Here is a 13,922-nt window from a genome sequence, read left to right as displayed (position 1 = left end):
GGCCCGGCATTGCCGGGCCTTTTTCCTGTGGCTAAATCGCGATTAGCGCGCGAAGGTGAACGTGCGCGTGACGTTCTGCGGCTGATCCACCGGCTGGAATTTCCAGCGACGCACCGCGGCCTGCACGTTGCGATCGAACACGCCACGCGGCTTGGCGCTGACGATATCGATATTGCTGACCGAACCGTCGGAGTTGACCGTGAAGCTGACCACGACTTCGCCCGTGGTGCCCTGGCGCAGGGCATCCGGCGGGTAAGCCGGCTGCGGCGTGCTCACCGGCACGAGACCACCGCTGCTGGCTGCGCGCGGCGGCGTGGGCGCCGGCGGCGGCGGGGTTGGGGCGGTCGCGACCGGGGTGCTGCGCTCCGGCGGCGGCGCCGCGCGTTCCGGGGTCGGCGCCGAAGGCGTCGGTGCGGACGGCGTGGACGGCGTGCGCGCGGCAATCGCGGCAGCGGCCGCCGCTTCAGCAGCCTTGGTCTTGGCTTCTTCGGCCGCTTTGGCGAGCTGCTCGGCACGCGTGGCTTCAGCCGTCGCGCGCGTGGCGACATTGGCCTTGCCCTTGGCGATGGCGTCGGCGATGCGCGGCAAGGCCGGGGCCTGGGCATCGGTGTCGGCGATCAGGGCACGCAGACGCTCGGCTTCGATGAAGTCTTCGCGGCCCAGGGCCTGCTCGGCGGCGATGACCGCGTAGGGCAGCAGGTCGATGAGCGCGCTCTCGGCGGAGGCATCGGGCTTCTCGGTCTTTTTGCGCAGGGCGAGGTAGTACTCCATCGCGTTGTCACCGGCCGGCGCATACAGACGCTGCTCGCGCAGGGCCTTGCCGCCGCGCGACTTGAGTTCTTCGGCCGACAGGGCGGCGAGGGCAGCGGCCTGCTGCTGGGCGGCCTGGGCAGCCGCCTGCTCGGCGGCGGTCGGGCCGGCCGGCGCGGTCGCGGCCGGGGTAGCGGTATCGGCAGGCTGGTCCTTGCCGCAGGCGGCGAGACCCAGACCCAGCGCGAGGGCAATGGCCAGACGCAGGGACACGGTGGACGGGGACATTCTGGACATGGGTAGCGCTTCCTGAGGGATGGGGCGTGACTTTCAGCACATAAAAGTTTGGCCGAGTTGTCAAGCCATTTCCGTTGCGGCCGTCACTTTCTTGAAATTTAGCCTTGTTTTCGTCTTTCGCGTCTGTGACGGGCTCGCCATTCCGCGCGCCGGATTTGGGAACTGCGCTACTTTCCGATGCAGAAGCTCGAAAAGATCCGCCCCAGCAGCTGGTCGGCATCGACCTGGCCGGTCAGTTCGGCGAGCGCGGACTGGCTGCTGCGCAGCTCCTCGGCCGCCAGCTCGCCCGCCCCGGTCCGCAAATGCGCCTGGGCGCGATCGAAATGGCCGGCGGCGCGCGCCAGGGCTTCGAGATGGCGCGCCCGCGCGCTGAAGGTCCCGGTGCCGGTTTCGCCGTGGCCAGCCAGCGTCCGCAAGCGCGCGCGCAACGCCTCCAGTCCCGCGCCGGTGCGCGCCGACAGCCACAGATGCTCGCCGTCGGCGCGCTGCTCCTGCCCCGGCGCATGTCCCGACAGATCGGTCTTGTTGTGCAGCCACAGCACGCGCGGGACTTTCGCGAGCGCGGCGGCGAGGACCGCCGGCGCGGTTTGGTCGCGATCGTCGAGGACGGCCAAGGCAAGATCGGCGCGCGCGAGTTCGGCGTGCGCGCGGCGGATGCCTTCGGCTTCGACAACGTCGCCCGATTCGCGCAGGCCGGCGGTGTCGACCAGGGTCAGCACCAGTCCGTCGAGGTCCAGGGTTTCGTGCAACAGGTCGCGCGTGGTGCCGGCGATATCGGTGACGATGGCGCGGTCGCTGCCGGCCAGTGCATTCATCAGGGACGACTTGCCGGCATTGGGCGCGCCGACGATGACCGCATGCAGGCCGTCGACCAGGCGTTTGCCGTGCTCGGCGTCGCGACGCAGCTGCGCCAGGCTCGCGCTCGACGCCTGCAGCCGCTGCAGCAATTCGGGCGCGGCCAGGAAATCGATTTCCTCGTCGGGAAAATCCAAGGCCGCTTCGATGTACACGCGCAGGCCGAGCAGTTGTTCGACGACGGCATCCACGCGACGCGAGAACTCGCCTTCCAGCGAGCGACGCGCAGCGCGGGCAGCCGCCTGCGAGCCGGCCGCGATGAGATCGGCGACGGCTTCGGCCTGGGCGAGGTCGAGTTTGTCGTTGAGGAAAGCGCGTTCGGTGAATTCTCCCGGGCGCGCGGCGCGCGCGCCGAGCGCGATGCAGCGGCGCTGCAATTGCGCGAGCAGGACCGGGCTGCCGTGTGCCTGCAGCTCGACGACATCTTCGCCGGTGTAGGAATGCGGCGCGCGAAAATACAGCACGATGCCGTCGTCGATGACTTCGCCGTCGCCGTCGCGGAAACGCACGTGCTGCGCGCGCCGCGGCACGAGCGGCGTGCCGACGATCGGTGCGGCGATCGCCAACGCATTCGACCCCGACAACCGCACGATGCCGACGCCGCCGGCACCGGCGGCCGTGGCGATCGCAACGATGGTTTCGGTGGGCGCAGCGGACATGGCCGCGAGTTTAGCCGAGCGGCCGCCGCCGGTGGCCCGGAAAGAGAAGGCCCGCTTGCGCGGGCCTCTCGGATCTTGTCGATCAGCGTTTGGCGATGACTGGTTTCTTGTCGCTCGTCGCCGGCGTGTTCGGGCCGTGCTGCTTGGTCATCCACCACTGCTGCAGCAGACCCAGCGCGCCATTGGTGACCCAGTACAGAACCAAGCCAGACGGGAAGAAGGCCATCATGACGCCGAACACCAGCGGCATGAACTGCATCATCTTCTTCTGCATCGGGTCCATGCCCGGCGTCGGCGTGAGCTTCTGCGTGAGGAACATCACCAGCAGGTTCAATGCCGGCAGGACGAAATACGGATCGGCGTCGGTGAGGTTCTGGATCCAGCCGATCCACGGCGCATGGCGCAGCTCGACCGTTTCCAGCAGCACCCAGTACAGACCGAGGAAGATCGGGATCGGGATCAGCATCGGCAGGCAGCCGCCGATCGGATTGACGCCTTCCTTCTTGTACAGGTCCATCTGCGCCATCGCGAACGCCTGGCGGTCATCGCCATAACGCTCCTTCAGCGCCTCGATGCGCGGCATCACCGCGCGCATCTTCGCCATCGACTTGTACTGCTTGGCCGACAGCGGATACAGCGCGGCCTTGAGCAGGACCACGATCGCGATGATCGCCCAGCCCCAGTTGCCGAGCAGGGTGTGCAACCACGACAGCAACCAGAACAGCGGTTGCGAGATGACGGTGAAGATGCCGTAGTCGACGCTGAGCTTGAGCGTCGGCGCGAGCTTCTCCAGCGGTGCCTGCAGTTTCGGGCCGACCCACAGACGCGAGTCGTGCGTGGCCGAGGCGCCCGGCGCGATCGCCAGCGGCGCGCCGATGCTCTGGATTTCGTATAGCGCGGCGCCATTGTGCGCGCTGGTCTGCGTGCTGAAGCGCTGCACTTCTTTTTCGTTCGGCACCCAGGCGGTGACGAAGTGGTGCTGCAGCATCGCGATCCAGCCGCCGGCGATATCGCCGGTCGGCGGCTTGTCGCTGTCGAATTTGGCGAGCTTGGCTTTCTCGTATTTTTCTTCCGGGCTGTACCAGGCTGCCCCGACGAAGCTGAAGGTCTCCGGATTGGTCATGAAGCTGTGCTTGGGCGGCGCCGGCGGCGCGACGCGATCGAGCGACACATAGGGATACACCTGCTGTGCGCTGGTGCCGCCATTGCTGACGGTGTCGCTGAGCTTGAGCACATAGCTGCCGCGATCGAGCGTCAGCGTGCGGCGCACGGTCAGACCGGTCTGTGCGTCCACCCAGGTCAGCGGCACGACCAGCGACGCGGCGCCGGCCGGAATCTGGAACTGGGTCGCGCCGTTCTCGGTGGTGAAATGCTCGTCGAGTTTGCGCGAGCGATCCTGGTTGTACAGGCCGGCATCGGCGGTGAAATAACGGCCCGGCTCGCTGCTCAGCAGCGCGACGCTCGGGCTGCCGGCTTTCTTCTCGACGGTGTACTTGAGCAGGTGCGAATCGGTCAGCCGGCCGCCATTGAGATCAACGGTGAGACGCAACACGTCGTTTTCGATCGTGATCGGTTGCGCGACCGCGGACGGTGCGGTGCCCGGCGCGGGCGGTTGCCCGGGCGAGGACGGCGCGGCGGGCACGCCCGGAGCACCGGGGACCGGCGCGGCGGGCGCGGTAGCCGACGTCGTCACGGCGCCGGGCGCCGCGTCTGCCGGCGCCTTGCCCCACTCCATCCACAACAAGGCAGCGACGAACAACCAGGCGATCAACAGGAACGAGCGGGTCTGAGTCATGGACAAGGGGGCCGAGCGCGTAAGCGCTATCAGGGGTCGGTGGGCTCGCGACCAGCAGTCGCAGCAGAGGGCGGCATTGTGCCGGGCACGGTCATGGGCTTCAACGTGCGGGCGCGATCGAGCAATGACAAGAGATCGGCGCGCAAGGCCGCATTGTTGGCACGCGCGGCTTCGGGCTTGGCGACGAAAACGAAATCGCCCGAGGGCAGACGCGCGCGCTGCAGCCGGAAAATTTCATGAATCTGCCGGCGGACGCGATTGCGGCCGACCGCCGTTTTGTCGACACGCTTGGACACCGCCACGCCGACGCGCGCCGCGGTCGCATCGGCGACCACGCGGGCATGCAGACGGAAGCAGGCGCCAGAAATGCGTTTTCCCTCGCCGAACACGACCTGAAATTCGGCCGAGGCGCGCAGATGCGCGCGGCGAGGGAAACGGGAGGGGGTCGTGGCAGTCACGGCCCGTCCTTATCCAAACGATGTGCCGCGAAATCGCGGCACAGGGTCAGACGCAGAGGCGGGCACGGCCCTTGGCGCGGCGACGGGCCAGGATCTTGCGGCCGTCGGCGGTTGCCATGCGCGCACGGAAACCGTGGTCGCGTTTACGCTTGATGTTGCTGGGCTGATAAGTGCGCTTGGTGGCCATGGTGGCACCTCGGATTCAAAAAGGGGCGGAAAAGACTGAAAAGGATAGCGAATCAGGCCGGGGCACGTCAAGCCGATCGTGCTTGGCAGGGAAGTGGCCACGGGGCTAGACTGCGGCCTCTACCCACTTATCCACAGGCCGTGATGTCTTCCGGTCTGGCGAACCTGTCCCTGGAATCGATGGAATCTGTCTGGCCCCGCTGTCTCGAACGCCTCGAAGCCGAGCTCCCCGCCGAGGACGTCCACACCTGGCTCAAGCCCCTGCAGGTGGATGCCCGTAGCGACGGCCTGACCCTGTTCGCGCCCAATGCCTTTGTCGTCGACACGATCCGCGAGCGTTACCTGGCGCGCATCCGCGAACTGATCAGCCATTACGCCGGCCTACCGACCCCGGTCACGCTCGAGGTCGGCTCGCTCAAGCGCGAAACCGTGGTCGTGCCCTCGGCGACCGCGGCCAGTCCGGCCCGGCCCGGCGGCGCGGACTTCCAGGGCAATCTGGACGGGCACTACACCTTCGAAAATTTCGTCGAGGGCCGCAGCAACCAGCTCGGTCTCGCGGCGGCGCGCCAGGTCGCGCTCAATCCCGGTCGCGCCTACAACCCGCTGCTGCTTTATGGCGGCACCGGCCTGGGCAAGACGCATCTGATGTACGCCGCCGGCAATTTCATGCGCGCGAACAATCCCGGCATGCGCGTGCTGTACCTGCGTTCGGAGCAGTTTTTCAGCGCGATGATGAAATCGCTGCAGGACCGGTCAATGGACCAGTTCAAGCGTCAGTTCCAGCAGGTCGATGCCCTGCTCATCGACGACATCCAGTTTTTTGCGGGCAAGAACACCACGCAGGAGGAGTTCTTCCACACCTTCAATGCGCTGTTCGACGGCAAGCAGCAGATCATCCTGACTTGCGACCGCTACCCGCGCGAAGTCGAGAACCTCGAGCCGCGGCTCAAGTCGCGCCTGGGCTGGGGCCTGTCGGTCGCGATCGAACCGCCGGATTTCGAGACGCGCGCGGCGATCCTGACCGCAAAGGCCAGCGAGCGCCATCTGGGCCTGCCCGACGACGTCGCCTACCTCATCGCCAAACGCATGCGTTCGAACGTGCGCGACCTCGAAGGCGCCCTCAACACGCTCGCGGCGCGCTCGAATTTCACCGGTCGGCCGATCACGCCCGAGTTCGCCCAGGAAACGCTGCGCGACCTGCTGCGCGCGCAGGCGCAGGTGATCTCCATCAGCAATATCCAGAAGACCGTGGCAGACTACTATCAGCTGCGAATGGCGGACCTGTTGTCGAAGCGGCGGACACGCTCCCTGGCGCGTCCGCGGCAGATGGCGATGGCCCTGTCGAAGGAACTTACCGAGCACAGCCTGCCGGAAATCGGCGATGCGTTCGGTGGCCGCGACCACACCACCGTATTGCATGCCTGTCGGGTCATCCGCGACCTGGTCGAGACCGACGGCAAGCACCACGAGGATTGGGACAAGCTCGTTCGCAAGCTGACGGAATGATCGATCCCCAGGGGGATGGGGACAGCCTGTGGATAAGCCGGGGACGATATCGGACCCCAAAACTTATCCACAGATTATCCTGACCCCTGATGCCCTTTGGCACACAGCCAAAACGGCAAATATTTGTAATAAAAACAATTGGTTGTGTTGGGTCGGCGGCGTTTCTCGGCCCCTCTACCACCACCAAGCTTATAAATATCCACTTAGTTCTTGGGGTTCCCTGCATGCGTTTCAGCCTGTCGCGCGAAGCTCTACTCAAACCCTTGCAGCAGGTCGTCAACGTCGTCGAACGACGTCAGACCCTGCCCGTTCTGGCCAACCTGCTAGTGCAGATCGCCGACGGCAAACTCTCGATGACCGGCACCGATCTCGAAGTCGAGATGGTGGCGCGCTCCGCTGTCGACGACGCCCAAAACGGCGAGACGACGATTCCGGCGCGCAAGCTCTTCGAAATCGTGCGCGCCCTGCCCGACGGTTCCCGGGTCACCCTGAGCCAGACCGGCGACAAGGTCACCGTGCAGGCTGGACGCAGCCGCTTCACCTTGGCGACCCTGCCCTCGAACGACTTCCCGGCGATCGAGGATCTCGATCTGGTCGAACGCATCCGCGTTTCCGAAGCCGCGCTCAAGGAACTGATCGAGCGCACCGCGTTCGCGATGGCGCAGCAGGATGTCCGCTACTACCTCAACGGCCTGTTGCTGGACCTGCGCGAGGATTCCCTGCGCTGCGTCGCGACCGACGGTCACCGCCTGGCCCTGTGCGAAGCCGAACTGCCGGCCGGGGCACAGACGCGCAAGCAGATCATCGTGCCGCGCAAGGGCGTGCTGGAATTGCAGCGTCTGCTCGAAGGCGGCGACCGCGAGGTCGAGTTGGAAATCGGTCGCAACCACCTGCGCATGCGCCGCGAGGATGTGACCTTTACGTCCAAGCTCATCGACGGCCGCTTCCCCGATTACGACGCCGTCATTCCGATCGGCGCCGACAAGGAAGTGAAGGTCGACCGGGAAATCCTGCGCGCGGCCCTGCAGCGTGCGGCGATCCTGTCCAACGAAAAATACCGCGGCGTGAAGCTGGAAGTGTCGCCGGGGCAGCTGCGCATCGTCGCGCACAACCCCGAACAGGAAGAAGCACAGGAAGAAGTCGAAGCCGAAACCCGGGTCGACAACCTGTCGGTCGGTTTCAATGTGACCTATCTCCTGGATGCGCTGTCGGCGCTGCGCGAGGAGTTCGTCATCCTCAATCTGCGCGACGGCAATTCCTCGGCCCTGATCCGCGAGGCCAGCCATGAACGCAGCCGCCACGTGGTGATGCCGCTGCGCCTGTGACGCGGTCGGCAGCGCTCGTTCCTTTCGACAGGCCCGGTGTCCCCGGGCCTGTTTTACTTGGTTCGCCATGATCCTGTCCTTGTTGCGCATCCAGCACCTGCGTTGTCTCGAAGCGGCCGAACTGGCGCTCGCACCGGGCGTGAACCTGATCACCGGTCCCAATGGGGCAGGCAAGTCCAGCGTGATTGAAGCCGTGCACCTGCTGGGCTATGGCCGCTCCTTCCGTGGCCGGGTACGTGACGGGCTGATCCGCACGGGTCAGCCGGCCTTGTCGCTTTACGCCGAATGGACCGACGGTCGCGGGCAAGCGCATCGGGCCGGACTGCGTCACAGCGGCAGCGCCTGGGAAGCCCGACTCGATGGCGGCCCAGCCCCGAGCCTGACCGAGCTGTGTGCGGAGCTGCCGGTGGTGACCTTCGAGCCGGGCAGCCACGAGCTGATCGGTGGGGGCTCCGAACAGCGCCGGCGTTTCCTCGACTGGAGTCTGTTCCACGTGGAACCGGGCTTTCTTCCCTTGTGGCGACGGCAGGCGCGCGCGCTTAAACAGCGCAACGCCTTGCTCAAGACCCAACCCTCGGCTCAGGTGCTGGCACCCTGGGACCAGGAGCTGGCGGAGGCCGGCGAGGAACTGACCCGCCAGCGTCAGCGCTATCTCGAGCACCTGGAGCCGATCCTGGCGGGGGTGGCCCGGGATTTCCTGCCCGAGCTGGGCGCCGCCGACCTGCAGTTCCTGCCCGGCTGGCGTCGCAGCGACCTGTCCCTGTTCGACGCCCTCCAGCTGTCCCGGGACCGGGACCTGGCCAGCGGCTACACCTCGGTGGGTCCACACCGCGCGGACTGGCAGGTCACCTACACCGGACTGCCGGGTCGGGAAGCGCTTTCGCGCGGGCAGGAAAAGCTCACTGCCCTGGCTTGCGTGCTGGCGCAGGGCCAGGCCTATGCCGCTGATCGCGGCGAATGGCCCCTGGTCTGTCTCGACGACCTGGCCTCGGAGCTGGATCTGGCCCACCAACGGCAGGTGCTGTCGGCGGTGCTGGCGTCCGGCGCCCAGGTGCTGCTGACCGGCACGGAGCCGCCACCGGCCCTCCAGGAACTGGCAGTTGCACCGACCTGGTTCCACGTGGAACGCGGCCAGATCAGCCGTCGCCACTAGACTTCGGGGCGGGTCGCCGAGGCAGGAAAACCCCCATCGCGCTATACTCGCGAGACCCTTTCGGACGACCTGCCCAGCGCGGCAGGCCGTCCCGTACGCGCCCGAGACGAACACACCGATGACTGATCCGCAGACGCCGACCACCCCCGAAACCAATACGTACGATTCCAGCAAGATCACGGTACTGCGAGGCCTGGAAGCGGTCCGCAAGCGCCCCGGCATGTACATCGGCGACGTCCACGACGGCACCGGTCTGCATCACATGGTGTTCGAGGTCGTCGACAACGGTATCGACGAGGCCCTGGCCGGACACTGCGACCACCTCATCGTGACCCTGCACAACGACGGTTCCTGCTCGGTGTCGGACAACGGCCGCGGCATTCCGACCGACATCCACAAGGAAGAGGGCGTCTCGGCGGCGGAAGTCATCATGACCGTGCTGCACGCCGGCGGTAAGTTCGACGACAACAGCTACAAGGTCTCCGGTGGCCTGCACGGCGTCGGCGTGTCCGTGGTCAACGCGCTGTCGTCCAAGCTGTGGCTCGACATCTGGCGCGACGGCCATCACCACCAGCAGGAATACGCAGTCGGCGAGCCGATGTACCCGCTCAAGGACGTCGGCCCGTCGAGCAAGCGCGGCACCGAGCTGCGCTTCCTGCCGAACGCCGAGATCTTCACCGACACCGAATTCCACTACGACATCCTGGCCAAGCGCCTGCGTGAGCTGAGCTTCCTCAACTCCGGAGTGAAGATCGAGCTCATCGACGAGCGCGGTGAAGGCAAGCGCGACCTGTTTGAATACGAAGGCGGCATCAAGAGCTTCGTCGAACACCTCGCGGCGCTAAAAACCCCGTTGCATCAATCGGTTATCTCTGCTTCGGGCGAAAAGGACGGCATCGTCGTCGACATCGCCGTGCAGTGGACCGACGCGTACCAGGAAACGATGTTCTGCTTCACCAACAACATCCCGCAGAAAGACGGCGGCACCCATCTGATCGGTTTCCGCGCGGCGCTCACGCGCACGCTGTCCAATTACATCGAGCAAAACGGCATCGCCAAGCAGGCCAAGATCACGCTGTCGGGCGACGACATGCGCGAGGGCATGATCGCGGTGCTGTCGGTCAAGGTGCCGGACCCGAGCTTCAGTTCGCAGACGAAGGAAAAACTGGTTTCCTCGGAAGTGCGTCCCGCCGTGGAAGCGGTGATCGGCGCCAAGCTCGAGGAGTTCCTGCAGGAACGCCCGAACGAGGCGCGCGCGATCGCCGGCAAGATCGTCGACGCCGCGCGGGCGCGCGAAGCCGCGCGCAAGGCGCGCGATCTCACGCGCCGCAAAGGCGCGCTCGATATCGCCGGCCTGCCGGGCAAGCTCGCCGACTGCCAGGAAAAAGATCCGGCGTTGTCGGAACTGTTCATCGTCGAGGGCGACTCCGCCGGCGGCTCCGCCAAACAAGGCCGCAATCGCAAGACGCAGGCGATCTTGCCGCTCAAGGGCAAGATCCTCAACGTCGAACGCGCGCGCTTCGATCGCATGCTCGCGTCCGCCGAAGTCGGCACGCTGATCACCGCGCTCGGCTGCGGCATCGGCAAGGACGAATACAATCCGGACAAGCTGCGCTATCACCGCATCATCCTGATGACCGACGCCGACGTCGACGGCTCGCACATCCGCACCTTGCTGTTGACGTTCTTTTATCGGCAGATGCCCGAGCTCATCGAGCGCGGGCACATCTACATCGGTCTGCCGCCGCTTTACAAGATCAAGCAGGGCAAGAACGAGCTCTATCTCAAGGACGATGCGGCGCTCAACGCCTACCTGGTCAGCAACGCGATCGACGGCGCCGAATTGCGTCCGTCCGATGCGGCGCCTGCGATCGCAGGTACGGCGCTGGAAAAGCTCATGCTTGAAGTTGTCGCCGCCGGTGAAGTGATCGAACGTCATGCCTATCGCGTCGATCGCGCGGTGCTGCAGACGATGCTGGAATTGCGTCCGCTCGTGGCCGAGGATTTCGCTGACGACCAGCGCCTCAACGACTGGACCGCGCAACTCGCCGGCAAGCTCAACAATGTCGGCTTGGGTCGTCCCACCTACGCTGTGCGCGTGCAGGCGGCGACCGACACCAGCGGCGGCGCCCTGGTCATCGAAAAACGCCATCACGGTCTGGCCAGCGTGCAGACGCTCGCCGCGCATCAGGTGCTCAGCGGCGAACTGCGCCAGCTCAACGAGGTCGCCGGCCAACTGCACGGCTTGCTGCAGGCGGGCGCGAGCGTCGCCCGCGGTGGCAAGACGCAGCCGGTCGCGAGTTTCCGCGAAGCGCAGGAATGGTTGCTCGAAGAAGCCAAGAAGGGCCGGGCGATCCAGCGCTTCAAGGGCCTGGGCGAAATGAATCCCGAACAGCTGTGGGACACCACGGTCAATCCCGACACGCGCCGTCTGCTCAAGGTGCGCATCGAGGACGCGGTGGCGGCCGACCAGATTTTCGCCACGCTCATGGGCGACGTGGTCGAACCGCGCCGCGAGTTCATCGAGGACAATGCGCTGCGCGTGGGCAATCTCGACGTCTGAGTCGCCGAGGGCGCATTGACGTCACGTTAAGGCCCGGCGTCGTACATAACGTCCGGGCCTGATTCGGCTCATGGAGATCCTCATGAAGCGTTCGCTCGTCCTGATGGCCGCGTTGACCACGATCCTGGTCGTCTCGCCGGCAAGCTTCGCGCGCCGGCAGTTGCTGCTGGTCTCCAACAGTCAGATGGACCAGATGGGCGCCGAGGCGTTCGACAAGCTCAAGGCCAGCGACAAGCTGTCGCGGGACCCGCGCCGGTTGGCGCAGTCGCGCTGCGTCGTCGATGCCCTGGTTGCCGTGCTGCCGCCGCAGATGTCGCGTCAGCCCTGGGAAGTGCAGGTGTTCGACGATCCCAATCCGAATGCGTTCGCGTTGCCCGGCGGCAAGGTCGGCGTGAACACGGGCATGTTCTCGGTCATCCGCTCGCAGGACGAGCTGGCGGCGGTCATCGGCCACGAAATCGCCCACGTGACGTCCCAGCATGCCAACGAGCGCGTGTCGCGCCAGATGCTCGCCGGTGTCGGCTTGGACATGCTGGGCGCGTACACGGGCTCCAAGACCTCGCCCGAGCGCGCGAAGCTGATCATGGGCGCGATGGGCCTCGGGGCGCAGGTTGGCGTCTTGCTGCCCAATACGCGCAAGCAGGAAGCCGAAGCGGACGCCCGCGGCCAGGAGTTCATGGCGCGCGCCGGTTTCGATCCGGCCCAAGCCGTGACGCTGTGGCAGCACATGATGAGCGCGAGCAAGAACGGCGCGCCGCCGCAGATCCTGTCGACCCACCCCGATCCGCAGAACCGCATCCGCGAACTGGCCCGGCGCGCGCCCGGCCTGCAGGCCGATTACCGCGCGGCGCGATCGGGCGGGCGTCGCCCGGCCTGTTTCTAAGCGCGGCCAGCTGAATCATTCCCCGGCGGCGGCTTGAGCTTGCCGGCCCAAGTTCATTACCCTTCACCCCCCATCCCGCCGCGGCGACGCGGCCCCCGGAGCGTCTGTCATGAAAAAGTCCCTCTTGTTGTCCGCCGCTCTCGCCGCGGTGCTCCTGCCGATGCCCGTCATGCAGGCGTACGCCCAGACCGACACCGGCCCGGGCCGCGTGCAGGCGAACACCCGCGCGAATCGCCGCGCGCAGGCCGCCGGCAAGGAAGGCACCACGACCGCCGCCGCGGCGATGTTCCCGAACGCCACGCGCGTCGACCCCAAGCAGGAAGGCGCAAAGGAACTCAGCAAGCAGCTCAGCGCTTTGTTCGATCTGCAGGAAGGCGACAAGGCAGACCAGGCGATCGCCAAGGCCGACGAGATCCTGGCCAATCCCAAGGCGAACGCGTTCGACCGCGCCACGGCCGCTTACATCGCCGGTTATGCCTGGCTGGGCAAGGACGGTGAGAACTACCCGGCGGCGCTGAAGTACCTCGAGCGCGCCATCAGCGAAAACGGCCTGTCCAACAACACGCACTTCCAGATGCTGCTGCAGATCGCGCAGATCCAGTCCGAGCTCGAGCAGTACCCTGCGTCGCTGGCCACGGTCGACCGCTATCTCAGCGAAACCAAGTCGGAGAACCCGAAGGCCTACGGCCTCAAGGGCTTCGTGCTCTACCGCATGGAGCGCTACGCCGATTCGGCCGAAGCGGTGAAGAAGGCAATCGCTCTTAGCCCGACGCCGGACGACAACAACATCCGCCTGCTCATGGCCAACTACCTCGAACTCGACAAGCCGGAAGAAGCGGCGAAGATCATCGAGGAAATGCTCGCCAAGAAGCCCAATGACAAGGCTCTGCTGCAAAACCTTGCGAGCGTCTACCAGCAGGCTGGCCAGGACGCCAAAGCCAGCGCGGCGTTCGATCGCATGCGCGCCGCCGGCCTGATGACCGAGACCAAGGACTACGAGAACGCCTACCGTCTGCTGGCCAATATCGAAGGCCGCGACAAGGACGCGATGGCGATCATCAACGAAGGCCTGCAGAAGGGCCTGCTGACGCCGAACTTCGACCTGTACACGTACATGGGCAACATCTACTACAACGCCGACCAGATTCCGCAGGCGATCGATGCCTGGAACAAAGCCGCGCCGCTGGGCAAGGACGGCGAGACCTACCTCAACCTGGCCAAGCTGCATGTCACCGAGGATCACTGGACCGAAGCCCGGGCCGCAGCCCAGCAGGCCCTGGCCAAAGGCGTGAAGAAAAAGGGCGATGCCTGGATTGTGATCGGCCGCGCAGAATTCGGACTTGGCAACAAGGCGGCTGTGCTCGCGGCGTACCGGGAAGCGGCTAAGTACCCGGAAACTAAGAAGTCTGCCGAGCAGGCGCTGCGTCAAGCCGGCGCCAAGTGACCGGTTGGTTATGCCGACGCCTTCGTATAAGCTACTAAGTTCCCGCCG

Annotated in this window: 11 protein-coding genes; 6 read left to right on the top strand and 5 right to left on the bottom strand. The window is 65.9% G+C overall.

Annotation, left to right across the window (positions count from 1 at the left end; translation table 11 throughout):
• Window positions 1-42: 42 nt before the first annotated feature.
• From G467_RS0109985 to rpmH, 5 genes are all read right to left on the bottom strand, one after another.
• Window positions 43-1,047: an energy transducer TonB gene (locus tag G467_RS0109985; protein ID WP_026802558.1), complete on the bottom strand. Its 1,005-nt coding sequence runs from the start codon at window positions 1,045-1,047 to the stop codon at window positions 43-45.
• Window positions 1,048-1,214: 167 nt separating this feature from the next.
• On the bottom strand, window positions 1,215-2,561 hold the full coding sequence (mnmE, locus tag G467_RS0109980; RefSeq protein WP_022969597.1) for a tRNA uridine-5-carboxymethylaminomethyl(34) synthesis GTPase MnmE: 1,347 nt from the start codon (window positions 2,559-2,561) through the stop codon (window positions 1,215-1,217).
• An 82-nt stretch (window positions 2,562-2,643) separates the two neighbouring features.
• Window positions 2,644-4,356: a membrane protein insertase YidC gene (gene yidC / locus G467_RS0109975; protein ID WP_022969596.1), complete on the bottom strand. Its 1,713-nt coding sequence runs from the start codon at window positions 4,354-4,356 to the stop codon at window positions 2,644-2,646.
• 29 nt (window positions 4,357-4,385) lie between these two features.
• Entirely contained in the window at window positions 4,386-4,814 is a 429-nt protein-coding gene (rnpA, locus tag G467_RS0109970; protein WP_022969595.1) for a ribonuclease P protein component, read from the bottom strand.
• A gap of 46 nt (window positions 4,815-4,860) precedes the next feature.
• Window positions 4,861-5,001: a 50S ribosomal protein L34 gene (gene rpmH, locus G467_RS0109965; RefSeq protein ID WP_022969594.1), complete on the bottom strand. Its 141-nt coding sequence runs from the start codon at window positions 4,999-5,001 to the stop codon at window positions 4,861-4,863.
• 179 nt (window positions 5,002-5,180) lie between these two features.
• Between rpmH and dnaA the strand changes: the two genes are divergently transcribed.
• From dnaA to G467_RS16285, 6 genes are all read left to right on the top strand, one after another.
• A complete protein-coding gene (gene dnaA / locus G467_RS0109960) occupies window positions 5,181-6,506 on the top strand; it encodes a chromosomal replication initiator protein DnaA (protein WP_026802557.1) in 1,326 nt (441 codons plus the stop codon).
• 224 nt (window positions 6,507-6,730) lie between these two features.
• Window positions 6,731-7,831: a DNA polymerase III subunit beta gene (gene dnaN / locus G467_RS0109955; protein ID WP_022969592.1), complete on the top strand. Its 1,101-nt coding sequence runs from the start codon at window positions 6,731-6,733 to the stop codon at window positions 7,829-7,831.
• 67 nt (window positions 7,832-7,898) lie between these two features.
• Window positions 7,899-8,984: a DNA replication/repair protein RecF gene (gene recF, locus G467_RS0109950; RefSeq protein ID WP_022969591.1), complete on the top strand. Its 1,086-nt coding sequence runs from the start codon at window positions 7,899-7,901 to the stop codon at window positions 8,982-8,984.
• A 118-nt stretch (window positions 8,985-9,102) separates the two neighbouring features.
• The gene (gene gyrB, locus G467_RS0109945) at window positions 9,103-11,547 is read left to right on the top strand and encodes a DNA topoisomerase (ATP-hydrolyzing) subunit B (protein WP_022969590.1); all 2,445 of its coding nucleotides are present in this window, start codon (window positions 9,103-9,105) and stop codon (window positions 11,545-11,547) included.
• Between the two features lie 82 nt (window positions 11,548-11,629).
• A complete protein-coding gene (locus G467_RS0109940; RefSeq protein ID WP_026802556.1) occupies window positions 11,630-12,430 on the top strand; it encodes a M48 family metallopeptidase in 801 nt (266 codons plus the stop codon).
• 109 nt (window positions 12,431-12,539) lie between these two features.
• The gene (locus G467_RS16285) at window positions 12,540-13,874 is read left to right on the top strand and encodes a tetratricopeptide repeat protein (protein WP_022969588.1); all 1,335 of its coding nucleotides are present in this window, start codon (window positions 12,540-12,542) and stop codon (window positions 13,872-13,874) included.
• Window positions 13,875-13,922: the final 48 nt, after the last annotated feature.

The sequence above is a fragment of the Arenimonas oryziterrae DSM 21050 = YC6267 genome (assembly GCF_000420545.1).
In the GTDB taxonomy this organism is placed as follows: Bacteria; Pseudomonadota; Gammaproteobacteria; order Xanthomonadales; family Xanthomonadaceae; genus Arenimonas; species Arenimonas oryziterrae.
This window is presented reverse-complemented; position numbering and strand designations above follow the sequence as displayed.

What these genes read in the sequence shown, in the direction of transcription:
- rpmH (WP_022969594.1), bottom strand. Translation starts at nt 5,001, where the DNA reads ATGGCCACCAAGCGCACTTATCAGCCCAGCAACATCAAGCGTAAACGC.
- G467_RS16285 (WP_022969588.1), top strand. Translation starts at nt 12,540, where the DNA reads ATGAAAAAGTCCCTCTTGTTGTCCGCCGCTCTCGCCGCGGTGCTCCTG.
- dnaN (WP_022969592.1), top strand. Translation starts at nt 6,731, where the DNA reads ATGCGTTTCAGCCTGTCGCGCGAAGCTCTACTCAAACCCTTGCAGCAG.
- dnaA (WP_026802557.1), top strand. Translation starts at nt 5,181, where the DNA reads ATGGAATCTGTCTGGCCCCGCTGTCTCGAACGCCTCGAAGCCGAGCTC.
- G467_RS0109940 (WP_026802556.1), top strand. Translation starts at nt 11,630, where the DNA reads ATGAAGCGTTCGCTCGTCCTGATGGCCGCGTTGACCACGATCCTGGTC.
- gyrB (WP_022969590.1), top strand. Translation starts at nt 9,103, where the DNA reads ATGACTGATCCGCAGACGCCGACCACCCCCGAAACCAATACGTACGAT.
- yidC (WP_022969596.1), bottom strand. Translation starts at nt 4,356, where the DNA reads ATGACTCAGACCCGCTCGTTCCTGTTGATCGCCTGGTTGTTCGTCGCT.
- G467_RS0109985 (WP_026802558.1), bottom strand. Translation starts at nt 1,047, where the DNA reads ATGTCCAGAATGTCCCCGTCCACCGTGTCCCTGCGTCTGGCCATTGCC.
- mnmE (WP_022969597.1), bottom strand. Translation starts at nt 2,561, where the DNA reads ATGTCCGCTGCGCCCACCGAAACCATCGTTGCGATCGCCACGGCCGCC.
- recF (WP_022969591.1), top strand. Translation starts at nt 7,899, where the DNA reads ATGATCCTGTCCTTGTTGCGCATCCAGCACCTGCGTTGTCTCGAAGCG.